This window comes from Paenibacillus sp. XP01 (assembly GCF_057364885.1).
The window spans coordinates 3,745,126-3,771,727 of sequence record NZ_CP139481.1 but is presented as its reverse complement, the minus strand read 5'-3'; the positions used below and the strand labels follow the sequence as shown (position 1 = coordinate 3,771,727).

Below are 26,602 nucleotides of genomic sequence, written 5' to 3'. Positions count from 1 at the left end.
TGTTAAATCATCTGCTGCGCAAAAACTGCTGAAGATAGGAGTTGCTTATTATTGGCTAACAGAAATAAATGGTTGATTCTAATATTGACCATAGGTGTTTTCGGCATCTTAAATACGGAAATGGGGATCGTAGGGATATTACCTTTAATTGCGGACCATTTTCATATCAGTATCTCCAAAGCAGGGTTGCTAGTGAGTCTCTTTGCACTTGCTGTTGCCATATCTGGGCCCATCATGCCGTTATTGTTTTCGGGCATCAATCGCAAGAAGGTAATGTTACTTGTATTAGGTGTTTTCGTTCTGGGCAACATGGTCTCCATATTTGCATCAAACTTTACCGTTTTATTAATTGCTCGTGTGATCCCAGCCTTTTTACATCCCGTTTATGTCTCAATCGCTTTGACAGCGGCAGCAGCCTCTGTTAGCAAGGAAGAGGCTCCAAAAGCCACTTCTAAAGTATTTATGGGAGTAACGGGAGGGATGGTACTTGGTGCACCTGTCTCTAGTTTGATTGCTAATACAACTTCGCTTGATATGGCAATGTTATTCTTTACTATTGTGAATGCTATAGCATTCATGGCTATATTGCTATTCGTACCATCTATGCCTGTTCAGGAAAGACTCTCTTATGGATCTCAATTAACTGTATTAACAAAACCAATGACTTGGCTGTCCATTGCTGCGGTCATTTTTATAAATGCAGCGATGTATGGAGTCAGTAGTTACCTTGCCGAGTATCTTGAAACCATTACCAATGTACCCGGGAAAACGATTAGTTTCATGTTATTCCTATTCGGTGGGGCAAGTATAATAGGAAACATCGTCGCCGGGAAGCTGCTTACTAAAAATGCCATAAAATCTGTCGCCTCTTTTCCATTCGTATTAGGGGGCGTTTACATCTTGTTGTTCTTAATGGGACAGTTCACTGTACCTATGGCATTCATTGTTTTGATTTTTGGAATCGTAGTGGCTATAGGAAATAATATCAGTCAGTACTGGATGTCGTCTGCAGCTCCGGAAGCCCCTGAATTCTCGAATGGACTGTTTCTGGCGTCCGGTAACTTGGGGGTAACAACCGGTACATCGTTAGGTGGACTGGTTATATCTGGATTGGGTACGCAGTACGTCGTATTAGGCGGATTCCTATTCTTAATATTGAGTTTAGTATTTATTTTAATGAGAAATTACAAGTATAGTTCCATAAATCAATTTTCTAGATAGGAATTTAATTCAACATTCTATAATAGTTGCCTAATAAGGAGGATGCCTCTCATGGACACATGGTCGAAAGAAGAACTGCGCAAAATAACTGAAGCTGACGACCTGCACATCTCGCCGTTCCGCGAAGACGGAATAACCTACGGCACCCCGACTTGGATTTGGTCTGTTGTGGTTGATGACTCACTCTATGTGCGCGCCTACTTCGGTCAGAACTCCCGTTGGTATCAGGCTGCAATACGAGAGAAGGCGGGGCGTATCACTGTCGCTGGCATGACAAAGGAAGTCGTTTTCGAACCGATCGGTGGGCATACGGGCGATCTCATCGACAATGCGTACCGTGCGAAGTACAACGGCAGTTCCTATTTAAACTCGATGATTAGTACACGAGCTCGTTCTGCGACAGTCAAGGTTGCACCGCGCGAAACCAATGCTTGATGTACATCTGCAAAATCGCCATTTAAAGCAAGGTGCATGTCAGGGTAATGAAAATGTTGGCAATGACAAGGAACCCTTGATCACTGCCATCACCCACTGACTAATGAACTTACTGATAAGGATGTAAAAAAATAACCATGCAAAGGAGACGAAAACATGTTTAACGAAACTTACAAATTATCAAATCGTGTAGAAATTCCAAAATTGGGCCTTGGTACCTGGCTGCTTGATGATAAACAGGCGGCACAGGCAGTACGTGATGCGGTATCTATCGGATATCGCCATATTGATACTGCACAGGCTTATATGAATGAAGTTGGTGTAGGGGAAGGAATCCGTTCCAGCGGTGTCGCAAGAGAAGAACTTTTCATTACGACAAAGGTTGCTGCAGAAGCAAAGAACTATGATGCAGTTAAGCAGTCCATTGATGAGTCTTTATCAAAAATGATGCTGGATTACATTGACCTTCTGATTATCCACAGCCCGCAGCCTTGGAAGGAGTTCCGTGAGGAGAACCGTTACTTCGAGGAAAACAAAGAAGTATGGAAAGCGATGGAGGATGCTTATAGAACAGGCAAAGTAAAGGCAATCGGTCTTTCTAACTTCCTTCAGGATGATATAGAGAATATATTTGAGAGCTGTGAGATCAAGCCGATGGTCAATCAGATCTTGGCACATGTGAGCAATACGCCCTTAGAGCTCATTGAATTCTGTCAGAAGAATGACATCTTGGTAGAAGCATATTCACCAATTGCACACGGTGCAGTCCTTGATCATGCAGATATTAAGGTAATAGCTGAAAAGTATGGAGTATCTGTTGCCCAGCTATGCCTCCGGTATGATATCCAGCTTGGACTGGTCGTCATTCCCAAAACGGCAAATCCAGATCACATGAGAAACAATGCAGAGCTTGATTTTGTGATCAGCGATGCAGATATGGAGACCTTGAAGAATGTAGAGCACATCCAGGATTATGGTGAGCATAGCTTCTTCCCGGTATTTGGAGGGAAATTAAAGTAAAATGCAAACGATCGATCAACAAATGCTAACCGGAGAACGAGCTCTTTTTAAGAGTAAAGATCTTATCATTAAGAATTCGATATTTGCGGATGGCGAGTCGCCATTAAAGGAGAGCAACGACATTGCTATTCATAATAGCATTTTCAAATGGAAGTATCCGTTATGGTACTGCAGCAATATTCGCGTCAATAACAGCACTTTTCTAGAAATGGCCCGATCGGGAATATGGTATACGGATCAAATTTCCATGAACGATAGCATCATCGAGGCACCGAAGACATTTCGGCGTTCGAGCAAAATCCTCCTGAAGAATGTGGATCTGCCTAATGCACAAGAGACCTTATGGAACTGCACGGATATTCACTTGAATCATGTGACCGCAAAAGGCGACTACTTTGGAATGAATAGCGAAAATATCACCATCGACGATTTCACACTGGTAGGGAACTATGCTTTCGATGGAGCAAAGAATATGACGATCCGTAATGCAAAGCTTATATCGAAAGACGCCTTCTGGAATTGCGAGAACGTCACTGTCTATGATTCATGGATCATCGGAGAATATCTAGGCTGGAATTCAAAGAACATCACGTTTATCAACTGCACCATCGAAAGCAATCAAGGAATGTGTTACATGGACCGCCTCGTAATTGAGAACGGGACAATTCTTAATACCGACTTGGCATTTGAGTACTCAACCATAGAGGTGGAAGCCAAGACCATGATTGACAGTGTTAGAAATCCAATCTCCGGAAAAATCAAAGCGAAGGATATTGGCAAAATCATCACCGATGATGATAAAATCTTTGCCGCCAACACCAAATACGAGCTGGATAAAGCAGGTGAAAGAAGTGTCATTCAACTTTGACAAAATGACGAGCCGATTGGACAAGAACTCATATAAATGGGAGGTTGGACCGGGAGAACTGCCGATGTGGGTGGCAGATATGGACTTTGAGACATCGCCGGCTATCGTCGATGCCCTGCAAAAGAAATTAAACCATCGTATTTTTGGATACGCCACGGTACCGGACACTTACTACGATGCAGTCGCCCAGTGGTGGGCAAAGAGACACCAATTTTCAATTCAAAAAGAATGGATTATGTTTTGCACAGGCGTAGTGCCTGCCATCTCTTCGATCGTGCGCAAAATGACCAAAGTCGGCGACAAGGTCCTTATTCTTGCGCCTGTGTATAATATCTTCTACAACTCCATTAAGAACAATCAACGAGAAGTTCTCGGAAGTGATTTGGTTTACGATAGCCATCACTATTCGATCGATTTTGACGATGTGGAGAAGAAGCTGGCCGATCTTGATACAACGATTATGATTTTCTGCAACCCGCATAACCCAATCGGCAAAGTGTGGGACAGACAAGACCTTGAGAAACTTGGTAAGCTTTGCGTTAAGCATAAAGTGCTTATTCTTTCCGATGAAATTCATTGTGATTTAACGCATCCAGGATACCGATATATCCCATTCGCTTCCGTATCGGAAGAAATTGCTCAAAATAGCATTACCTGTGTAGCGCCAACGAAAACGTTCAACCTTGCAGGCATTCAAACGTCGAGTATTATTGTGCCGAATCCGGAGATCCGAAAACTCGTACATCGCAGCATCAATACCGATGAGGTTGCCGAACCTAACGCTTTTGCGATTGAAGCGGCAATCTCGGCCTATACGGAAGGGGAGCCTTGGCTGCAAGCCTTATTGGACTATCTCATGACGAATAAGCAGTATCTCGAACATTTTGTGGTCAGTCAGCTGCCTCAGCTGCGGGTTATCCATTCGGAAGCTACTTATTTGGCCTGGATCGATTGCCGGACTGTGACTCATGATGTAAATAATCTGTGCAAACTCATAAGGGAGGAGACAGGATTATATGTCTCTGAGGGCACCATTTATGGCGGTAACGGACATGAATTCATTCGATTGAACTATGCTTGCCCTAGAGAACGCCTTGTAGATGGATTGCAACGTTTGAAAAAAGGGGTTGAGGTATTTCAAACCTACAGTTCACACGTCAGTAACAATAAGTAGATCATAGCAGACCGCGATTGGCTAGCGATTATTGTTCCAGGAGTCGCGTCAAATAGAACCAGGCAATCTTTGATCACCTACCTTCTAGAGAGGAGTTTTAGATGGTTATCGTTTATTCCGTTATTACAATAGTCTCCCTGTATTTTGTCATAACAGCAATTGTACATTTACGCTCCACCCACTTAGTAGCGAATAAAATGGAAAAACAGTTCAAACATTATTTTAATGAAGATTCCCATCAAAAATGATCAGCATGTTGTATCAAATTGTTTGAAATTAAAAATAATCATCAAGCTAACGGGTAGGATAACGGAAATGTCTGGAGAATAGATTAGGGGACGAACAAGCGAAAATAATATATTGGGATATGCCGGCAATATAGGTAAGTTCAATTTGCAATGGTGTATGAGGCGGAGGTTAGATTTATGCAAAGTAGATTAGAACAAGACATTATTTCAACGGCAGAAAGCTTCAAAAACAATTTCTCGGATAAAGGGAACTTTGATTTTAGCGTACTCAGTCTACGTGAAGTAGACGTTATTCTTGACGAATTATGTGAGTATGAATTGGATCATGATACGTTGGATTCTGTTTCTTCGATGGTTGGAAGTTACATTTTCGAAGTGGCAAGAAGGAATTACGGTGGAAAGTATTATTGGGTACAAGAAAGAGAGCAGCCTGTTTTAGTTACGGGTGAGCCTGAATTTTCAATTTCAATATTTGCATTCGATAAAGTTAGAGGCAGAATTCAGAATGGAAAAGAAGATGATATCCCTTATTACTTTGATGGTTATATCAAGGCCGTTGAAAAAGGGAAGCAAACAGGATACTGTGCAACTATTGTTTGAATTCTGGAAGATGAAGCTATATAAACCGCAAATAACATATACACATTCACAATTTTGGATGAATTTGATTTGAGCATACTTGTTACGAATGTTGCTTTGGTTTGCGGACCACATTGTGATATAGGTGGAAAAGATGTCAATGCGGCTTATGAGATAGCAGCTACACTTTCATATTATCGTAAATAATACCCTACCAAGTCGCTAAGTTAGCGACTTTTTTAATTGAAACGCTTGGTAAGCATGCATCCGATATTTTTCACCCCTGCATCCGTGGATCGTCACCTTACGATATGATAGCGTTATCATTTACAATAAATGTATTCAAAATGCCGAGGGGGATTAAAGAATGTTAAAAAGATGGCTTTCGGGATGTATGGCTATTGCCTTATTTTCAATGATACTCGCAGCCTGCAGTGGCAGTGATCAGTCGGAAGGAACGGACAGCAACAATAAAGTTACGGTTACGCTGTGGCATAACTGGACCGGCCAGGATGCAAAAGCGGTAGCGATGCGCAAGATCATTGAGGATTTCCGCGTGGCCCATCCAGAGATTGAAGTGGTCGATGAGGGCCTGCCTACAGATGGTCTCAGAACAAGGCTCCGCACGGTGGCCGCTGCGAATGAAATGCCGGACTTGTTTGTCATGTGGCCTGATGCAATGACGAAAGAATTTGTAAAAGGCGATCTGCTGCAGCCGATTAATGCGGAGCTGGACGCGAAGCCAGAGTGGAGGGACAATTTTATCCCGAACGCACTGGATGGTTACACGGTTGACGGGAAGATCTACTCCGTGCCGATGAATCTGGCGCCAAGCTCATTCATTTATTACAACGAGGCACTATTTAAAAAGTATAACGTCAAAGTTCCTGAGACTTGGGCCGAGTTGGAGCAAGCCATTGCAACATTTAACGAGAACAAGGTAATTCCGATGGCGCTTGGGAACAAGGCTAACTGGGTTGCACAATCCACGATCTTCAGTACACTCGCTGACCGGATTACAGGCACGGATTGGTTTCTGAAGGCAGTCGCCCAGGATGGAGCGAGTTTTACGGATCCGCAATTTATCGAGGCGCTAAATAAGATGCAGGAGCTTGGCAACAACAAAGCTTTCCAGGATGGCTTTAACAGTATTGACGAGACACAGATGATGCAGCTGTACTTTCAGGGGAAAGCAGCCATGGTCATGAATGGTGGATGGGCTTTGGCAAACCTGGTGAACAACGCTCCTGCAGAGGTATTGGACAATACGCATATTACTATTCTTCCACCCGTGGACGGTGGCCAAGGGGAGGCAAGAACAACCTCTGGCGTGGTAGGTACCGGCCTGGGTGTAAGCAAGAAGCTGAGCGGTGCCCAAAAAGAAGCCGCCATGGAGCTGTTCTACGCACTGGCTGGTCCGGACGGCCAGAAGGCTACGCTGGACAGCAGCACGCTCGTCAGCTACAACATTGATCTGGATAAATCCAAGGCACATCCTTTGTTCGTGGAGCTGTATGATTTAATGCAGGAAGTGAAGATTAACCCGGTCTACGATTCCAAGCTGGGGTCTGCAACGGTAGAAGTCATTAATAACGGACTGCAGGAACTGTTGATGGGCGGCAAAGCCGAAGAGATCGCGGCCAAAATTCAGGCTGCACAAGCCAATGCTATTGGCAACTAAGAAGTCTGATCCGAGTATTGGTGAGACGCAAAACGATGCAAGTACTGCACAATAATGATTGTTGAGCAGCCATCGCCCCCTTCCCCTCAGAGGAGGGGGTTTACGTCTGAACCTCTCATTTGCAAGGTGAAATGTACTGCACTCGCAGTGGCCTGGTGTGAATGTTTTTGCAGTCGGTAGAAAGCGATTAACGAAGGGAAGTGAATAAATGAACGCATTAAGCAATCGGCGTTTTATCCTGCTGGGGCTTGCTCCGGCAATGATCATATATGCGTTGTTCGTATTTGTCCCCGTTGTTTGGTCAGCCTATTATGGTTTCTTTAACTGGTCCGGAATCGGGGAGTCCAGCTACATCGGTCTGGATAACTACGTGGAGATCTGGCATGATCCCATATTCTGGCGGGCGCTGAAAAACAACGTGATTTTTGTCCTGGCGTCCGTTTTTGGACAGATTCCGTTAGCGCTGATGCTGGCGGTATTGCTGCATAAAAGCAATCCGCTGCAGCGCTTCCTGCGTTCCGCCGTCTTTCTGCCCATGGTGTTATCTACCGTCGTGATCGGCATGATCTGGCAGTATATCTATCATCCACAGATTGGGATTTTGAACTTTCTGTTGGACGCCTTGGGGCTGGAAAGCTGGAAACTGCAATGGCTCTCTGATGATAAGATGGCTATCTTTTCTCTTGTACCGCCGCTGCTCTGGAGCTTCGTTGGTTTGTACCTGATTATTTTCATCTCTGCGCTGCAGAACATTCCCGGTGAGATTCATGACGCGGCCAAGATGGACGGAGCATCAGGAATCCGCAAGCTGGTGTCCATTTCTCTGCCCATGATTTGGGGAACCGTACAGGTCGCGATCATCTTGTGCATTTCGGGCAGCCTGAAATCCTTCGATCTGGTGTACATCATGACCAAGGGGGGGCCGGCACATGCTACAGAGCTGCTCGCTACCTATATGTATAATTCCACCTTTACCACATACCGATATGGTTTCGGCAGTGCCATCTCAACAACCATCGTGCTGATCTCCTTGCTGCTAATCGGAACAAGCCAGTGGGTGACCAGTCGCAAACGGAAAGAGAACTGAGGGAGAGGAGTGAATTCAATGAGTACAACACCTGTAACGATGCCATCCTCAGGAAGAGCTTCAGGCCATCCGGTTCGTCGTCTGCGGAGTGGAATCATTTGGACGCTGCTAACAGTGTATGGTATTTTAACATTGTATCCGTTTTACTGGCTCGTCATTAGTGCGTTTAAAACGAATGAAGATTTCTACAGCAGACCTTTTGGGCTGCCGGCCCAATGGAACGCGGCCAATTTCAGCCATGCGTGGGAAAGCTCGAAACTGGGAACGGCATTTGGCAACTCCTTGATTGTATCGTTGGGATCGCTGGTATTGACGCTGTTTATTGCTGCGCTTGCTTCTTTCATATTGGCGCGGTTCCAGTTCCGTTGGAAGGGACTGGTCATGACTTTTTTCGTTGTGGGTATGCTGATTCCCATTCATAGTACGCTGGTTCCTTTGTTTATTCTAATGAAGCAGATGTCCTTGTTGAATACATATTGGGCGTTAATTCTGCCTTATACGGCGTTTGCATTGCCTACAGCCATCTTTGTGCTCACAGCTTACCTGACAAGTGTGCCGCGAGACATCGAAGAAGCTGCTTTTATGGATGGAACAGGGCTGTGGGGACTGTTTGCCCGGATCATGCTGCCCATGTCGGTGCCTGCCTTGTCCACGGTTACGATTTTGAGCTTTTTGCATGCTTGGAACGATTTTTCGTTTGCACTCGTGTTCATCAACAAAACCGGTTTGAAAACGCTGCCGCTGGCGATTGCGAACTTCGCAGATGGATATCAGACGGACTATGGATTAACGCTGGCCGCCATGACTTTATCGGTGATTCCGACCATTATTTTATATCTTGTTTTTCAGGAACAGGTCATGAAAGGCATGACGGCTGGTGCGGTCAAAGGATAAACGAAATCGCATCCAGAGGAGGAAATGGCATTGGGACGCTGGCTTACTTCTTCGCTCCAGAGAAAACTCTCGGTGGTCGTAACAGCTTCCATGATTGTGCCGCTGCTGGCGCTAGGTCTGTTCGCGTTTTTGATTTCGTCCCGCATTACCGAACAGAAAACGAAGCTATCCGGCATGGATACATTAAAACAAGTGGAAGCCAACCTCCGCTATATGCTGCAGGACGCCGAGAATCTATCGATTTTTCTGATCGGGGAGCGGGATATTCAGCAGTACTTGAGTCGAAATGAAGATCACGAGCTGGACCGCGTGGACATTGTCGGCAGAATGACCAATCTGGCAGCTTCCAAAAAGTATATCGCGAACATTGCGATTTATCCGGATCGGTTCAATGCCTCCTTGACGACGGCAACCTGGTATGAGCCGGGGATTGCCTATCCGCCAATACCAAGCGGAGATGGAGACAAAACATGGACCAGCGTGTATCCGGTTCACAACTATGCAGGGATACAAAATGTGATCACGCTGGTACGTCCCATCCGCAGCATTCATGACTATCGTCATCTTGGGTGGCTCGCAATCAGTCTGGATGAAAAGGCTATATCCAAAGACTGGGCTACGCTGGGACTTGGAAGAGGCGAAGGCCGCTTGGAGCTGATCGGGCGTTCGGGAGAAATACTGGCTTCCATGGATAAATCCCGGCTTGGGCAATCTCTGGAGCAGGTTGAACCAGATGTGCAAACAACGATGTGGCAGCAGGGGAGCGGCACGACAACGTATGGCAGCGGAGAACATAAACGCACGCTCCTCTATTACCCGCAACCGTTGACGGGATGGACGTTGACCGGAACGGTGCCCTACGATCAATACAAGTCGGAAAACGGTTATATTCTGATTCTTACGGCACTCGCTGTGGTTGCTTCCGCTGTCATTTGCGCAGGACTTGTCTGGTTTACCGTCCGCCGAGTGACGAGGCCTCTGCGTGTGCTCACCAGACACTTGTCCCGTATTGACCCACATCGTCCACTTCCTTTGTTCGGAACCGAAACCGATGATGAAATTGGCAGACTCGGAGAGAGCTATAATCTGCTTGGGGCGCATATCGAGAGTTTGAAGAATGAAGTTATACGTGGTGAAGCCCGCAAAAAGGAAGCGGATCTCAGGGCGCTTCAGGCACAGATCAATCCTCATTTTCTGTATAATACCCTTTCGTCCATTCACTGGATTGCCTTAATGTCGAAAGAGACTCGAATTGCAGAAATGGTAGAAGGTCTGAGTGATTTCCTGCGGATCAGTTTGAACAACGGTAAAGAATACTGTCCTGTAGGACAGGAAATTGCGCACATCCAGCATTATGTACGTGTGCAGTCCATCCGTTTTCCCGATAAATTTGCAGTCCAGTATATCGTGGATCCCGCATTGGAGCAAAGGATGATGCTGAAGCTGCTGCTCCAGCCGCTCGTCGAGAACGCGATGATCCATGGTATTCAGCCCAAGGTTGGCACGGGAACAATTACCGTCATGATTCGGCAGGATCAAGGGAGGGAACGAATGAACGTACTCGTGCTGGACGATGGCGTTGGCATGGAGCAAGAGAAGCTGGACCAGCTGAGGGAAAATCAGCCGGATGAGAAACCGTTCGTTGGCGGATACGGGATTCACAATGTGAATGAGCGACTGCTGCTTCATTACGGGCCTGACGCTCAATTAGAAATGGACAGCAGGATCGGCGGGGGAACTCGGATCTCATTTTCCATACCCTTTTTGGAGGAAAGACCATGAGACTACTAATTGTCGATGATGAAGTAATTATTCGGACCGGACTTGCCAGCGTAATTGCGTGGCACGAGTTAGGGATAGAACTTCTCACACCGGCAGCCTCAGCGGAAGAAGCGATAACGCGGTTGGCAGGAGAACGCCCTCACATTCTGATGACCGATATCCGGATGTCGGGTAAGACGGGGCTTGAACTGGCCGACGAAGGGCTGCGATTGCTGCCGGAGTTGGAGGTTATTATTTTGTCCGGATATGATGACTTCCCTTATGCCCAGCAAGCGATCCGCCAGGGAGTGAAGGACTACCTGCTCAAAACGAGCAAACCGGAAGAAATCATTCAAACGGTTCTTCAAGCCAAACAAAGAATTATGGATCGTTGGGCTGAAAAATCCGAAGAAGGACGACTAATACGGGAGAACAGGCAGCACTTGTTTGAACGATGGGTTATTGATGGTGACGTGGATTCGGGTTCTTGCCCTGCATTCCTGAAGAGGGGAGCCGTCGAATTCGCCGATGATTCTCTGAATGAGGGGCATGGCTATCAACAGGTATTCATTGTTCAGGCCAAAGGATGGAGTCATTCTTCGGCTGCGCTGTTGAGGTTTGCAGTACATAACATGCTGGAGGATATGCTGCCTGGCGCAATCGTACATATTCATAAGAAACAGGTTATTGGCGTTATACAGCTACCGAACAGGCAGCAGGAACTGCAGAACATATTGGGAGCGGTGTTCAATCACATGGAACCATTGCTGAAATGTCAACTGCGTGCATCTATAGGACATCCGGTTTCTAGTGAGGAACGCCTCCACGAAAGTTACATGACCGCATCCACGGCATTTCAGTTTCTGGGGTTGTTGGAGGATAAAATATGGGGCATTGAACATGTACGTCATCGCAAAGGCGGGAAAACACTGCTTTCGCATGAAGAAGAAACTGCTCTGGGGACACTTCTGCTCGATAATGATCCTGTCATGCTGACCGCATGGACACGAGAGCTTGTAAGCGAGCTTATCATGGATCCGGAAGTGACGCCGGAATCGTTCAATGCCTGTTTGCATTCTGCGGTCATCGCCGGACAGCGCTGGCTTGTTCGTACCATGCATGCATTAGGAAGAGAAGAACCTGCGCGATATGAACCTTGGCAGCCGGAACCGGATGCAGATGCCGCGGACCTCCGGGATTTGCTGTTTCAGCATTTATACGGTCTGATGCAAACCTATTATTGCGAAATGGGCCAAGGACAGGCGTCACATGTGCAAAAGGCCATTGCCTACATTGAATCCGGATTTGCACAGGAGATCAGTCTGCAGCAGGTGGCCGGTCAGGTCCATTTGCATCCGGGACATCTTAGCGAATTGTTTAAGAAAGAAACAGGCCTCACGTTTGGGGATTTTGTGACGAATATGCGTATCCGGCGAGCGATGGAGATGTTGGCAGTCTCTCCTGCAAAAGTCAGTGAAGTGGCTGCGATCATTGGATATGAAGATGTGAAATACTTTAGCAGGCTGTTCAAAAAACATACGGGCAAAACCCCGAGCGAATTTCGAGAGGAGTCATGCACATTCAAGGCTTTGGGGAAATCATAGACAACGATTAACGCCCACATTGAATATCATACAGCTGACCAGGTATAACTGCATTGATAACAAGGGGGAAGTTAAACAGGCAAGACAATAAAGAGCCATGCACATTTGCACGGCTCTTTATTGTAATATTAGAGTAGCAGCAAACCGTTACAAAACAGGCTCATTTTGCTTTTTGAAATAATGCTCAATGACCAATTCGAGTACAGGCTCAGGCTCAGCACGCTGTAACCGGGCCTGTTCATCAAATTCCATGCGATAAGGCTGTTGTACGCTGGCCGGAATCCAATAGGGCAGAGGTTTGCCGGTGGAATCCGGACCATTCGGGTTACCTGTCGCGATGAAATGGGATAGATAGTTACACATCTGGCGCGCCAGATCATAATGTTTACCAGTGAAAGGCCGCCAGCATTTGGCGAGTGTTTCGAAGAAAAACCACAAATCGACAGAATGGAAGGTGCCTGGCTGATCCCAGCCTGGAATCTCCGCGTCGAAGTTATAATAATAGAGCGGTGTCTCGGACGGGTGCCCGCTGTTCGATCGAATCGCCAGCTGGATGGCATGTTCGATCATGCGGACTGAAGCCATCTGCAGGGCATGTTCCAAGTCACCGGTGTCGGCTTCGCAGCGCTGCAAAAAGGCCGGGGCATCCTCGCCAAAACGTTCGGCAGCCATCTGTTTCAGTTCGTCCAGGCTGCTTACCGCAGGCCGGGTCCAGAACTCGGAAGACGTGTGCCCGAGCATCACGGGAACGGGTTCGCGTTGATGCTGAATGAAGCGGGTGAACGGATCGCCTGCACAGAACTGTTCATCGATAACGGTTCCCCAGAAGCCTTTGTATTCCAATGCTTTGTCACGCAGGTATTCGGCATCCAGCTGCCTTGCTTCAGCCAGCGAGGATACTCCCAGGAAGCGGAAAAATGCAACACCTTCCTGCTCGGCATCACGCAGTGTGCCGCGAACCGCGGGTACACGTACATTCGGGTACAGCTCGGTCGCCATGCCGCTCATAATGACAGCCCGATGGAACAACCCTTTATTTTGCGGGGAGGTCATCTGGCTGAGTACACTGCCGCCTCCCGCAGACTGTCCGCCAATCGTGATCTGATCCGGATCCCCGCCAAAGGCGGCAATGTTGCGTTTCACCCACTGCGTGCCTGCCTGTTGATCCAGATGTCCGAAGTTGGCCGGAGCTTCCGGGGATTCGGCACTGATTTCGGGATGGCACAGGAAGCCAAACGCATTAAGCCTGTAGTTGACGGTAACCACAACAATGCCTCTGCGGGCAATACGTTCACCGTCAAACTCCATTTCGGCGGTGTGACCAACTTGAAGTCCTCCGCCAAAATACCAGACAAACACAGGCAGTTTCTCATCGGCCCGTTTGGCGGGTGTCCAGACGTTCAGATACAGGCAGTCCTCATTCATCGGCAGGTCCGGATCAACAGCCCATTCCCGGGTGTATATGTTGTTATCGTCGATGACCGTTGGGGCTTGCATGGAGATCGGCGCAAAATCAAAAGCTTGCAGCACCCCATCCCAGTCTGGCGCAGGCTGCGGAGCGCGCCACCGATTCTCACCTACCGGAGGGGCTGCGAACGGGATGCCTTTAAAGCTGGTTATACGCGGATCTGCGGCGGGCAGCCCCTGAATTTGACCATTTTCTACTGTAACCGTTCTAAGCAACACAACATTCTCCTCTCTGGATTGAATATCCATTACGTATGTCGTCTCAAGAAGCGTGGGTGCGCTTACATCTATGCTGGGCAAAAGCTCTCTATATCCATGATAAGCAACTTGAAGCTGTGTTTCCAGTCGTGAAAATAAAGGTGACAGTAATATTTAATAATGACTACATATGAACAAGGGAGAGGATCAGGTTGGGCTCATTATGGAGAGACAGGAGCAGGGCCAGTCATGTTTACTTTATCAGCGGCGGACATAAGCCGTGTAACACCCATCAATGGGGACCGGGGGTACGTGACGTCTATGCGCTGCATTATATTATTCGGGGGCAAGGAACACTGGAGACAGGGGGCCGACGTTTTCGACTGAGCGCCGGGGAGAGTTTTATGATTTTTCCGCAAAAGGAAATCTATTATTACCCAGACCCGGACGATCCGTGGGAGTACGTGTGGGTCGAGTTCAGCGGGCAGGACGCCTCGCAGATATTGGAATTGACCCAACTTTCGATATCGCAGCCTGTTGCATCAGCTGCGCCAGAGACGCTGGAGCCTTGGTTTCATCTGGCCTGGAATGCGGGTGCATCGGCAAGTGAAGTGCTGCGGGCAGATGCGCGCTTGCACCTGCTGCTGTCCTATTACATGGAATACTTTCCAAGCGAGCGGCAGGACGAACCCAAAGATTACGTATGGCTGGCGAGAAGATATATTGAGCAAAATTACTGGAAGCCGTCCTTGACTGTTGCCGAGATTGTGCAGGCCGTGAATCTGGAGCGCAGTTACCTGTTTCGGCGATTTAAAGAAGCTACAGGCGAATCGGTATCGGCGTACATCATGTCATGCCGCATCCGGCGCGCCTGCGAGCTGTTGAAAACATCCGGCTTAACCGTTCAATCCGTGGCCTATTCGGTCGGTTATAATGACCCGCTTTATTTTTCCAAAGTATTCAAGAAAGCAACATCATATACGCCCTCAGCATACATGATGCTGCATCAGAAAGACACCTGTCGATAATAGAACAAGGCGCAAAATACCGAAGCACACACCACAAAGTGCATCAATAGCACAGAATAATGGTTAGCCGTATTTACGTTAACGAAAGAGAGCACAGTTCCCCGATTCCCGGAAATAACGAATCAGCTTCTCGATCGGTTCCCGTCCACAGTTCAGCTTCACGCCGAGACAATCAATGCAGAGAAATTGCTGGGCTGCGCGCGAGACCAGTTTGATATAGATGCCGACATCGTCCGAGGAGAGGGGAACGGAACAGGAGGTGCATAGGCAGCTTTGAGCCATTTACTTCACCAATTTGGCCCGGACGACGAGACAATCATGGGCCCCGACAACGGGTGCATAACGCTCGCGGAATATACCCAGCTCCTTGTGCTCCCAGCAATCGTAGAGTGACAGGGCATAACCGGCGGCGTAAGGCAGCCCCATATCCCAGAATTGAAGGGACAGCTCGCGCTGACTGTCGCTCAGGTTAAAGAAGCCGATGGCGAGATCTCCGTCTGTCAGCACCTTCACCAGCATGAATACATCGTCTGTGTGGAACCACTGCGGCTCGGGTTTGATGCGATAAGCTCCGCGTGCCTCCGCGTCCTGGTTGATGGCAAGCAGGTCCGGATTCAACAATATATCCTTGGTGGCCTGATTGGCTTTGCGTACATCGCATCCAATCATGAGCGGCGAACCCATCATGGACCAGAGCGAGAAGTGGGTTTTGTATTCAATGTCGTTACAGCCGCCAATCGTTCCGATAAAGTCGTTATTGCTTCCTCCGTACATGCCAACGATGAGCATGTCCATGTCATTATGGCAGAAGGAGCCGGTGTAGCTTTGTTTGCCGAGCTGAGAAAGAGCCAGCTCCTTGACCGATTCCCAGTTGTCGCGAATGTCGCCGGTGGAGCGATACATATGAGCCCCTGATTCACGAATCCAGTCATATACGTTGTCCTCACCCCAGTTGCAGGCAGAGAACAGGATATCCCGTCCGCAGTTTTTGAGCGCAAGGCTCATACGCTTGTACAACAGTTCGCCAGAGATATGACGCGGCTTGAAACAGTAGTCATATTTTAAGTAATCCACACCCCACTCGGCAAACAGCGCTGCATCCTGAAATTCATGCTCGAAGCTGCCTGGATAACCCGCACAAGTATGTGTACCGACACAGGAATACATGCCGAACTTCAGGCCTTTATCATGGATATAATCTGCAAGCGCCTTCATTCCACTCGGGAATTTCTCGGGATCAGCGACCAAGCTGCCGTCAGCATCCCGCTCCTTCAAGCTCCAACAATCGTCGATGACGATGTATTCGTAACCTGCTGCCAGGTAACCCTCCGACACAAATACGTCAGCGACGTCCCGGATTAATTGCTCATTGATATCCCATGTGAAGGTATTCCATGAATTCCAGCCCAGCGCAGGGGCGAATCCTGTTAACGAATGGTTGCTCATCATCTCGCTTCCTTTCTAATCCTGTTTTCAAAATAGCTACAATGAACTTAAACGATAAATGCGTATTCAGCCATAGCTTGACGTTGCTTGAACATGGACAGATGTTGTCTAAGAAGGAGCAGCCTTTCTTAATTTTTAATAACGCTTTCTTAAGAATGTGGACTTACTTCAGCTGCATCCTCCGGGATAGACTAGAATTAAAAGGAGGAGCGCTTATGGAGATAAATACACAATTCCCAACCCTTCCCGCTTCAAAAGGAGGAAGGCGTACGTCTTTATGGAAGCGTTTCAAAAAACAAAAGGTGCTGCATCTTTTTGTCGGACTCGGCATGATATTCCTGCTGATATTCTCCTACACGCCGATGTTCGGTATCCTGATGGCTTTTAAGGATTACAGAATTTCGGACGGCATCAAAGGGATTTTCACAAGCGAGTGGGTCGGATTCAAATACTTCAATGAATTTATTCATGATTATCAGTTTGGGAATATTGTTCGAAATACGCTGGTATTAAGCTTCTTGAAGGTCATTTTTGCTTTTCCGGCGCCGATCCTTTTTGCAATCATGCTGAACGAAGTGAAAAACATGGGCTTCAAACGTTTCGTTCAGACGATCAGTTACCTGCCTCATTTTATTTCATGGGTTGTGGTGGTGGGTGTCTCTTACGCTTTCCTGTCAGCAGATGTAGGCATGGTCAACAGAGCTTTGATGGAATCCGGCCTAATCGACAAGCCGTTAAATATTTTAACGAGTCCCAACTACTTCTGGGGATTTGCCGTGGGCAGTGCCATCTGGAAGGAGATGGGCTGGTGGACCATCATTTTCCTGGCGGCCATTACCGGGATCAACCCGTCGCTTTATGAGGCTGCCGAGATAGATGGGGCGGGGAGACTGGCAAGGATCCGCCACATCACCTTACCGGGAATGAAAGGGACAATTGTTGTTGTCCTCGTTCTGACGATCGGAAGCATACTTGGCGGTGGACTTGTCGGTTCCAATTTTGAGCAGGCCTATTTGTTCGGGAACAGCATCAACAACCCCACCTCGGAGATCGTTCAAACCTATGCTTTTAAAGTCGGCTTAAGTGACGGACGTTTCTCTTATGCGGCGGCTATTGATTTCATTCAGTCCGTGATCTCCGTAATCCTGATATTTAGCAGCAATTACATCGCCAAACGGGTGTCGGGTTCAGGTTTATTCTAGAAAGGGGGCGCAGGCATGCTAAAGACTCAGAAGCAAAAAGATATACTCTTTGACAGTTTCATTTATGCTGCCTTATTTATCATCATGCTTACCATGTTATATCCGTTCTATTATGTTCTGATTGCCTCTTTCAACAAAGGCACCGACACGCTGCTGGGAGGCGTTTACCTTTGGCCGAGAAGCGTCACATTGGAGAACTATAAAATGTTCCTCGGAGATACGAAGTGGCTAAGCGCTTTCCTGGTAACGGTCGCACGGACTGTATTGGGAACCCTGCTTGGTCTCCTGTTGACAAGCCTGGTCGCTTACGCGCTTTCGCACCGGGGCCTTATGTTCAGCAAAACGTATTTTACCATCATCATTTTTGCCATGTACTTTTCCGGCGGCCTGATTCCCTATTACGTCGTTCTTCGTTCGATCGGCTTGCTGAATTCGTTTGCCGTTTATATTGTTCCTTCTATGCTTAACACCTTTTTTCTGCTGATCGCCATTTCCTTTTTCCGCGAAATACCGGGCGAACTCAAAGAGTCCGCTCACATGGACGGGGCAGGTGAACTTGTCATCTTTTTCAAGATCATTTTGCCGGTTTCAACGCCGCTGCTGGCTACGATGGCCCTGTTTATGGGTGTGGGACAATGGAACTCCTGGCTGGATTCCGCTTATTTCGTACAGTCAGACAGCCTTCGCACACTTACTTTTCGGATGATGGAAGTCATCAACCAGAGCAATGCGCCGATGGATTCACTCGCTGTCGCCAATCGTCCCGCTTCTGGGGTCACAAGCTTTTCGCTGCAGGTTACCTCGATGGTCGTTTCCATTGTGCCGATTATTTGCGTGTATCCTTTCCTGCAGAAGTATTTTGTGCATGGCATCATGCTCGGTTCCGTTAAAGGCTGATTCCGAAAACGAGTATTGAACCCTCTTGGCTTATGGTATTTTAAAGAGAACTATGCGGCGCAGGGGGTCTCGAACCATGAGCATCGTCAGAAAAATCATTTGGGGATACGTCATTTTAATTTTTATACCGGTCGTCACGTTCGGCTATTACTACTACGTGCAAATCTATGGGAATCTTACCCAGCAGTTAGTCGAAAGTCGGCAGAAAATCCTGGAACAAGCCTACTCAAACATGAAGGCGGATCTTGTCCGGATCAGTTCGATCCAACGTTATCTGCAATATAACCCTTATGTAACGGATTATTTGGGAGGGCTATACACTTCGGATTCGGAAAGCATTTATGCCTACAACCGTTACATTAGTCCGATTATCTCCCATTCGCTGTTTAACAATAATGAAATCGAGTCGTTTAAAATCTATAAAACGAAACCGCAGACTTTGCCGATCTCCGACCGCTTTCTGGATATTTCAACCCTCTCTCCGGAGGTAAAAAAGATGGCAAGCGGGCTGAAGCCGGGCCATGGAGTGTGGATTATGTCCGATTATGGAGCGTCTCCGCCGCCCCTCGTGTTCTATCAGAATCTTTACAACACGGATTTCACCGAAATTATCGGCCTTCTTGAACTCCGGATCAATAGTGGTCTTATAAGCAGATTTTACAAGGCGACGGGGAGCGGTGATAACTGGAATGCCCTTCTGCTGCCGAAGCAGGGAGTGCGGGATGCTATTAAAGAGACCGGTATCCAGGTGGATGAAGTTACAAGGAAACAGCTGAGTGACCAAGAGGAGAAAACCTATTTCATTAACCGTAACACGATTGTAAACCAGCTGGACGTCGAGGAGCTCGGCGCACGAATCGTCGTTATCGGCAGCGTGGATGAGGTGTTTCATTCGGTTAAACGAAAAGGAATCATTATGATTTCAACGATCGTTATCCTTTTGCTGTCCATGTCCTTTGCCTACTATGCTCTTGCCTCAACACTGGCAAAACGTATTCTCCGGCTGGCCCGGCATATGCGCCATTTGAATGATAACAACATGAAGCAGTACATCAGCAAACATGATAAACTGGGCCGGCAGGATGAAATCGGTTTTTTGACCAGCACTTATAATGCTATGATTCAGCGTATGGACGAATTGATCAACAACGTACACCGTGCCGAACTAAGGAATAAAGAGGCTGCGTATAAAGTGCTGCAGGCACAAATTAAACCGCATTTTCTCTATAACACGCTGGAGACAATCCGAATGCTTGCCGAATCAAACCATGATAAAGAAGTGGCCGACATTTCTTATTGGTTCGGGAAGCTGATGCGTTACAGCCTGTCATCCAAAGAGGATCATACCGTTCTTGCCCGCGAAATCGAAACCGTGATCTTCTATCTCAATATTCATAAGATGCGGCTGCAGGACAGGCTTTCCATTGAAATTGACATTCATATGGATACGGAGCATGTTCCTTGTCCGCGCTTTATCCTTCAGCCTTTGGTCGAAAACAGTATCGTCCACGGGGCTTCCTCGACCTTGAGGCCGGTTCATATCAAACTGCAGGCAACGGAGGATGCAGAAGAAATGCGCATCCGTATTTCAGACAGCGGAATGGGAATACCCGAAGACAAACTGCAGGCCCTTCGTTCAAGATTATCCGGTGCGAGCGAATCTTTGCATCAGATCGATGAGATGGAAGGAGGCGTAGGCCTATACAACGTCAGTGAAAGGATAAAGTCTTTTTATGGAGAGGGCTCTGACTTGATCCTGGATAGCGTTCAGGGCAGCGGAACCTGTCTTACCCTTGTTGTACCTAAAAAGCGGGGAGAATCGTAATTCCAATTGAAATTCCTTAAAAAATGACAACGCTTTCTTAAGGATGTTGGCTTACCGGACTCCTTCACCGCAGATTAAACTTAAGACATAACAGAACCGGCCGCTCAAAGACATGCTAAACGGCGGAATCGTCACTTTGTTCTTGTAAGCGATTTAATATGGGCCTGTTCATCACCAACCTAATATTAAAGCACTGCTTTAATATCAAAAAATCGATGCTGGAGGGGTTTTATGAAAAAGAAAAAGGGGAAGAAAGCACTGCTTTTGTCACTTAGCATAGTTATGCTAACCGTGTTATTGTCTGCCTGCGGCAGCGGCAATAACAATCCTGGCCAGAGCGCAGGTGCGGGGACTGAGAGTCAGTCCTCGGCGGATAACGGGGAAGTCAAGGAACTCTCCTTATTCATCGACGCCTCCTGGTATCCGGTTAAAGAATGGAAAGGGCCGGTCGCCGAGAAGATTACGGAAAAAACGGGCGTGAAGCTCAAAGTAACAGTGGCTACGGACGATAAACAGCTTCCCTTAATGATTTCTTCCGGTGACCTGCCGGATCTGGTGTTCACCTATGCCAATATTGACCGCATGTCCGATTCCAAGCTGTCTTATCCCTGGAACGAGCTGATCGAGAAGTATGCGCCTGACTTTAAAATAGACGATACGAGAAAAGCGATCCATACGATGGATGACGGCAATTTCTATACCGTCCGGAACTCTTTTGCGACCCAGGAGGAAATGAGTAAAAATAAATACGCGATCGGCAGCGATGGAAATCCCGGTATAGCCGTAAGGGAGGATATCCTGAAGGAATTAGGCAATCCGCCCATTCAATCGGTCGATGATTTCGTCAAGGTATTGGGCATGGTTAAAGAGAAATACCCGGACATGATTCCTTTGATCATGGATAAAGACTGGATCGAGCAGTATTTTATGCAGCAGTTCGGTTTAGAGGCGCTCATCGATGGCTGGTACGAACGTGACGGAAAAATCGATTATGCCATTAGACAGCCAGAGATGCTGGAGTACTTCAAGTTTATGAACAGCCTTTATCGCAGCGGATATATTCTGGGCGAAAACTATGCTTACACCAACGATCAGATTGACGATCAGTACGCATTAAGCGGTAAAGCATTTGCTCACAGTCATACTGTCGCTGTGGCAGACACGGATAACATTAAAGCCAAAAGCGACGGAAAACCTTACACGTTCAAAATGCTGCCGAGCGCCTTGTCCGAAAATACCAAGATCGTAAGCACCGGACTAGGCTTTGCGGGTACGTTTATTACGAAGAAAAACAAGGATCCGGAGGCATCGATTAAGTTCCTCCAATACCTGGCCAGCGACGAAGGCAAAAAACTAACCATGTTTGGCGTCGAAGGCGAGCATTGGACATGGAATGACAAGGGATATCCGGATTTGAAATACTCTCCTTCCGATGCCGATTTCATTAACAACAACGGGATTAAGTGGTGGTATTTGTACAACGACGGAGTCATGGAAGGGTTGCAGGGTTATGTTCCGGGAACCCAGAAGACGCAGGCTTTGATGGAGAGAAAAGCTGTAACCGTCTATAAACCGGAAATAGGATTGATTCAAACGCAGCCTGATTCCGAGGAGAAGACGATGAAAACAAAAATCGACGAAATGATTAAAAATGAAAAAGTAAAAATATATCTGGCCCAATCGGAAGAAGAAGCCGTGGCCAATTATGAAGCCATGATCAACAATGCCGAGAACATGGGTCTGCAGCGTCTTGTGGATTGGGCAAACGAGGTTTATCAGAAGAAGAAGGATTTGTTTGTTAAATAAATGAAGAAGTTCGATAGGGATATCAGCGTCCCTATCGAACTTTATTCATATACAGGATCAAAGGTTGAAGCCGTAGTTTTAGCATAACGAAAGGGGAGGGGAGCCGGGATGAAGGTATTGACAGTTGACGATGAGCCGCTAATCTTAAGCGGGCTGGTTAAAATTGTGCAGGAAGTCGCTCCCTTGGGAACCGAGGTCCGTAAGGCAACAAATGCTTATGATGCGCTTGACCTGATGAAGGACTATATGCCCGATGTAACCATTACAGATCTGAATATGCCGGAGAAAAACGGCTTTGAGCTGATTGAGGAAATCAAACTCGGCGGATGGTGCGACCGTTTCATTATTCTGACAGGTTATGATGAATTTGAATATGTGCGCAGAGCGCTTCGAACTGGCGTGGTGGACTATCTGCTAAAGCCGATAGACAAAGGCGAAATCGCCGGTCTGCTTGGGCGTATAAGAGAAGAGCTGCCAAACGAATCCGATGCGGATTATTCCTGTCGTGCCAAGCGGATCCTCACGTATATCCAAATTCATTTCCGCAAAGATCTTTCATTGGACGACCTTGCCGAGCGAATGAATCTTCATCCCAACTATATCAGCAGTTTGTTTAAGAAAGAAACCGGGCATACCTTCATCAATTACCTCAATATGTTACGAATCCAGGCGGCCCAGGAGCTGCTGCTGTCCAACAGCGAGCTTTCTGTCAGCGCGATTGGCCAGCAGGTCGGATACGACAGCAAACATTATTTCTCGAAGGTATTCAAGAAATACACGGGCACTACTCCAGGGGCCTACCGGAATAATGAAATATAAAGAATCTCTGTGGTCTGCGAAAAAATTCAAGGTAGATTCATGGGTACAGTTGAAACGCAGTTTCTATATTAATGAACTTATAAAGGGGGAGGGAAATCATGGCGAGCTTAGATTCGGGTCGGCGATTATGGTATCGTGAGCCGGCAGTCGTATGGAACGAAGCGCTCCCGGTTGGTAACGGAAGATTGGGAGCCATGATCTTCGGAAGAACAGCTGAGGAGAAATTGTCACTGAATGAGGACTCTATATGGTACGGAGGGCCTCGTGACCGCAACAATGAAGATGCGCTGGTCCACTTGCCTCAGATACGAAAGCTGATTCTGGATGGAAAACTTCGTGAGGCGGAAGAGCTTGCGGGAATGGCGATGGCCGGACTTCCCGAATCCCAGCGGCATTATCTGCCGCTTGGCGACCTGCTGCTGTCGTTCGCTAATCATGATTTGCCGGCGGAGGACTATATGAGGGAGCTTGACCTCGACAATGGAGTATCCCGGATCCGATATAAAATCGGGGATATCCGTTATACGAGAGAGATATTTGCTAGCTACCCGGATCAGGCAATCATAATGCGAATCTCTGCAGATCACAAGAATGCCATCTCCTTGAAAGCCCGGTTTAACAGAAACAACTGGCGTTACCTGGAAAAGAACGAGAAATGGGAGCAGAGCGGACTCGTTATGCGCGGAGAATGCGGTGGGAAAGGAGGCAGCACGTTTAATGCTGTACTAAAAGCCGTCACGGAGGAAGGCAAGTGCCGGACCGTGGGTGAATACCTGCTGGTGAATGATGCCGACTCGGTAACGTTGATGCTTGCCGCCGGAACGACTTTCCGGCATCCTGATCCGGAGCTGGAGGCCAAACGGAGGCTGGAATCGCTTAGTAAAATGACTTATTCCGATTTGCTGGAACGGCATACCGCCGATTACCGTGCCTTGTATGCAAGGGTGGAGCTGACCCTTCCGGAGCGGGCTGATTTAAGTTTGCTTCCGACCGACGAGCGGCTTGCCAGGATACGTGAAGGGGAGGACGACCACGGTTTAATCTCAACTTATTTCCAATATGGCCGATACCTGCTCATCTCCTCCAGCAGGCCGGGTTCCTTGCCGGCAAATCTGCAGGGGATCTGGAACGATAGTTTTCTTCCGGCTTGGGATAGTAAATACACCATTAATATCAATGCGCAAATGAACTACTGGCTTGCAGAAAATGGTAATCTATCCGAATGCCATGAACCGCTGTTCGATTTAATAGAACGCATGCGCGAGCCCGGACGGACAACGGCGAAGGTAATGTATGGCTGCAGGGGATTCACCGCTCATCATAATACCGATATCTGGGGGGATACAGCACCCCAGGATACCTACCTGCCGGCTTCTTTCTGGCCGATGGGCGCGGCTTGGCTTTGCCTGCATTTGTGGGAGCATTACGAGTATACTCAGGACCGGCACTTTCTTGCCCGAGCTTATGAGACGATGAAAGAGGCGGCATTATTTCTGCTGGATTACTTGATTGAAGATGAAGAGGGACGCCTTGTTACCTGTCCGTCTGTTTCCCCTGAGAATAGCTACATGCTCGCTAACGGTGAGACAGGAGTATTATGTGCCGGGGCGTCCATGGATTTTCAGATTATCGATGCTTTGTTTAAGGCCTGCATCGCAAGCTCGGAAATCATCGGGATGGATGCGGCATTCCGGAAGGAACTGGCAGCGGCTCTGGAACGCCTTCCACAGCCGCAAATTGGCCGTTATGGCCAAATCCAGGAGTGGATGAACGATTATGAGGAGTTGGAACCGGGTCATCGTCACATCTCGCATTTGTTTGCCCTTTACCCGGGAGAAAGCTTCAGCGTGGAACGTACGCCCGAACTGGCTAAAGCGGCCCGGATCACGTTGGAGCGCAGATTGTCGAACGGCGGCGGACATACCGGATGGAGCCGGGCCTGGATTATCAATTTCTGGGCCAGACTTCAGGACGGGACACAAGCTTACGATAACGTAAAAGCGCTCTTGGCACATTCGACACTGCCTAATCTGTTTGATAATCATCCGCCCTTCCAAATTGACGGCAATTTTGGCGGAACGGCGGGCATAACCGAAATGTTATTGCAAAGCCACGGCGGAATCCTCCGGCTGCTGCCGGCTTTGCCTGAGGAGTGGAGTCATGGAACCGTTAAAGGACTGAGAGCCCGGGGAGGTTTTACGCTTGATTTTGCGTGGGATTCAGGTCAAATATCAACCGCTGTGGTGAAGTGCACCGTTTCCGGTCCTTGTCGTTTGGAAGCCCCCGGTTTACGACCCGTGACCTTTGAAGGAACCGCAGGGCAATCCTACACCTTTACTCGCCAAGAAGAGCAATAGCAGCATTGATCCTGAAGCACTAACCGGTAAAGATCTTATTCAGCTCGTTCTGCACGGTTTAAACGATTCAGAATCGCTTCGTATACAATGTTCAAGAAACCGAAAGATGAATTTTGAAACGATGATGCAAAGGAGGTGCAGCTGGATGCGTGTTGACGCTCATCAGCATTACTGGAAGATCGATCGGAATGACTACGGCTGGATTACCCCCGGGCTGCCTGAACTGTATCGCGATTTTATGCCGGCCGATTTGGAACCATATTTGGTGAAACATGAACTGGATGCAAGCATCCTTGTCCAGGCGGCTCCCACAATCGAGGAGACCCGTTTCCTTCTCAGTATTGCCGACCAGACGCCATCGGTTGCCGGTGTGGTAGGCTGGCTCGATCTCTTGGATGCGGATCACAGGCAGCATTATGATCAATTTCGGCGCAGCCCCAAATTTAAGGGCTTCCGGATTATGATCCAGGACATGCCGGATGCCTCCCGCATTCTGGAACCGGCCTTTGTCAAAGCGCTCCGCAGCTATGCCGATGAGGAAGTACCGGTGGACTTGCTGCTCGTATCGGAACAAATGGCTTTTGTGGCGGAGCTGCTCAGGGAAATCCCGAATTTGCGGGGGGTCATTGACCATCTTGCCAAACCTCAGATTAAACAGAAGACATTCGAGCCCTGGAAATCGTATATGAGCGAATTTGCCCAACATCCCGGAATGTATTGCAAATTATCCGGACTGGTAACGGAAGGCGATCATGCGGCTTGGAGCCCGGATGATTTTACCCCCTATATCCGAACGGCTATAGAACTGTTTGGACCTGAACGGGTCATGTTTGGCAGCGACTGGCCGGTATGCCTGCTTGCCGCGGATTATTCGGAAGTTGTTGATCTCCTGAAATGCTCAATTCCCGAGGAGTGGGGCAAACCTCAAATTGAGCGTTTATTTGGAGCCAATGCACAGGAGTTTTACAAGCTATGAAGCTGCTGA

The 26,602-nt window shown here is 47.8% G+C and carries 21 protein-coding genes; 19 read left to right on the top strand and 2 right to left on the bottom strand.

From position 1 onward, the window contains the following. Positions 1–51 precede the first annotated feature (51 nt). The 11 genes from SNR34_RS17015 to SNR34_RS16965 all read left to right on the top strand — a co-directional run bounded on the left by SNR34_RS17015 (position 52) and on the right by SNR34_RS16965 (position 12,572). Positions 52–1,221: an MFS transporter gene (locus SNR34_RS17015; RefSeq protein WP_486179701.1), complete on the top strand. Its 1,170-nt coding sequence runs from the start codon at positions 52–54 to the stop codon at positions 1,219–1,221. Positions 1,222–1,272: 51 nt separating this feature from the next. Next, on the top strand, positions 1,273–1,656 hold the full coding sequence (locus SNR34_RS17010) for a DUF2255 family protein (RefSeq protein WP_486179700.1): 384 nt from the start codon (positions 1,273–1,275) through the stop codon (positions 1,654–1,656). Positions 1,657–1,812: 156 nt separating this feature from the next. Beyond that, a complete protein-coding gene (locus tag SNR34_RS17005; RefSeq protein WP_486179699.1) occupies positions 1,813–2,676 on the top strand; it encodes an aldo/keto reductase in 864 nt (287 codons plus the stop codon). Between the two features lies 1 nt (position 2,677). Continuing rightward, positions 2,678–3,544, top strand: a complete 867-nt coding sequence (locus SNR34_RS17000) for a DUF3737 family protein (protein ID WP_339272377.1) — start codon at positions 2,678–2,680, stop codon at positions 3,542–3,544. Next, positions 3,450–4,718 carry a MalY/PatB family protein gene (locus tag SNR34_RS16995; protein ID WP_486179698.1) on the top strand — a complete coding sequence of 423 codons (1,269 nt, stop codon included), beginning with the start codon at positions 3,450–3,452 and terminating at the stop codon, positions 4,716–4,718. The genes SNR34_RS17000 and SNR34_RS16995 overlap by 95 nt, the downstream gene beginning before the upstream one ends. 425 nt (positions 4,719–5,143) lie before the next feature. Next, on the top strand, positions 5,144–5,566 hold the full coding sequence (locus tag SNR34_RS16990) for a hypothetical protein (RefSeq protein ID WP_486179697.1): 423 nt from the start codon (positions 5,144–5,146) through the stop codon (positions 5,564–5,566). A gap of 346 nt (positions 5,567–5,912) precedes the next feature. Next, complete coding sequence (locus SNR34_RS16985; protein WP_236412674.1) at positions 5,913–7,226, top strand: extracellular solute-binding protein; 1,314 nt, start codon at positions 5,913–5,915, stop codon at positions 7,224–7,226. Positions 7,227–7,434: 208 nt separating this feature from the next. Beyond that, on the top strand, positions 7,435–8,313 hold the full coding sequence (locus SNR34_RS16980) for a carbohydrate ABC transporter permease (RefSeq protein WP_339272373.1): 879 nt from the start codon (positions 7,435–7,437) through the stop codon (positions 8,311–8,313). 39 nt (positions 8,314–8,352) lie between these two features. After that, complete coding sequence (locus SNR34_RS16975) at positions 8,353–9,207, top strand: carbohydrate ABC transporter permease (protein ID WP_236412962.1); 855 nt, start codon at positions 8,353–8,355, stop codon at positions 9,205–9,207. 24 nt (positions 9,208–9,231) lie between these two features. After that, positions 9,232–10,989 (top strand): cache domain-containing sensor histidine kinase, encoded by a 1,758-nt coding sequence (locus tag SNR34_RS16970; protein WP_486179696.1) that lies wholly within the window; start codon positions 9,232–9,234, stop codon positions 10,987–10,989. Then, positions 10,986–12,572, top strand: a complete 1,587-nt coding sequence (locus SNR34_RS16965; protein ID WP_486179695.1) for a helix-turn-helix domain-containing protein — start codon at positions 10,986–10,988, stop codon at positions 12,570–12,572. Before SNR34_RS16970 ends, SNR34_RS16965 begins: the two co-directional genes overlap by 4 nt. 147 nt (positions 12,573–12,719) lie before the next feature. On the opposite strand, the gene SNR34_RS16960 is transcribed toward SNR34_RS16965, so the two are convergent. Continuing rightward, on the bottom strand, positions 12,720–14,255 hold the full coding sequence (locus SNR34_RS16960; RefSeq protein ID WP_486179694.1) for a carboxylesterase/lipase family protein: 1,536 nt from the start codon (positions 14,253–14,255) through the stop codon (positions 12,720–12,722). Between the two features lie 194 nt (positions 14,256–14,449). On the opposite strand from SNR34_RS16960, the gene SNR34_RS16955 reads away from it, so the two are divergent. Then, positions 14,450–15,265, top strand: a complete 816-nt coding sequence (locus SNR34_RS16955; RefSeq protein WP_339272366.1) for an AraC family transcriptional regulator — start codon at positions 14,450–14,452, stop codon at positions 15,263–15,265. Between the two features lie 282 nt (positions 15,266–15,547). On the opposite strand, the gene SNR34_RS16950 is transcribed toward SNR34_RS16955, so the two are convergent. Further along, entirely contained in the window at positions 15,548–16,711 is a 1,164-nt protein-coding gene (locus tag SNR34_RS16950) for a glycoside hydrolase family 27 protein (RefSeq protein WP_339272363.1), read from the bottom strand. Between the two features lie 215 nt (positions 16,712–16,926). Between SNR34_RS16950 and SNR34_RS16945 the strand changes: the two genes are divergently transcribed. The 7 genes from SNR34_RS16945 to SNR34_RS16915 all read left to right on the top strand — a co-directional run bounded on the left by SNR34_RS16945 (position 16,927) and on the right by SNR34_RS16915 (position 26,593). Beyond that, entirely contained in the window at positions 16,927–17,913 is a 987-nt protein-coding gene (locus SNR34_RS16945) for an ABC transporter permease (protein ID WP_486182475.1), read from the top strand. Between the two features lie 15 nt (positions 17,914–17,928). Next, positions 17,929–18,810, top strand: a complete 882-nt coding sequence (locus SNR34_RS16940; RefSeq protein ID WP_339272361.1) for a carbohydrate ABC transporter permease — start codon at positions 17,929–17,931, stop codon at positions 18,808–18,810. A gap of 76 nt (positions 18,811–18,886) precedes the next feature. Continuing rightward, positions 18,887–20,635: a sensor histidine kinase gene (locus tag SNR34_RS16935; RefSeq protein WP_343260363.1), complete on the top strand. Its 1,749-nt coding sequence runs from the start codon at positions 18,887–18,889 to the stop codon at positions 20,633–20,635. Positions 20,636–20,866: 231 nt separating this feature from the next. Further along, on the top strand, positions 20,867–22,441 hold the full coding sequence (locus SNR34_RS16930) for an extracellular solute-binding protein (RefSeq protein WP_486179693.1): 1,575 nt from the start codon (positions 20,867–20,869) through the stop codon (positions 22,439–22,441). 108 nt (positions 22,442–22,549) lie between these two features. Beyond that, the gene (locus tag SNR34_RS16925) at positions 22,550–23,260 is read left to right on the top strand and encodes a response regulator transcription factor (RefSeq protein ID WP_236412693.1); all 711 of its coding nucleotides are present in this window, start codon (positions 22,550–22,552) and stop codon (positions 23,258–23,260) included. A gap of 98 nt (positions 23,261–23,358) precedes the next feature. Continuing rightward, complete coding sequence (locus tag SNR34_RS16920; protein ID WP_486179692.1) at positions 23,359–25,617, top strand: glycoside hydrolase family 95 protein; 2,259 nt, start codon at positions 23,359–23,361, stop codon at positions 25,615–25,617. 145 nt (positions 25,618–25,762) lie between these two features. Next, positions 25,763–26,593 (top strand): amidohydrolase family protein, encoded by an 831-nt coding sequence (locus tag SNR34_RS16915; protein WP_486179691.1) that lies wholly within the window; start codon positions 25,763–25,765, stop codon positions 26,591–26,593. Positions 26,594–26,602: the final 9 nt, after the last annotated feature.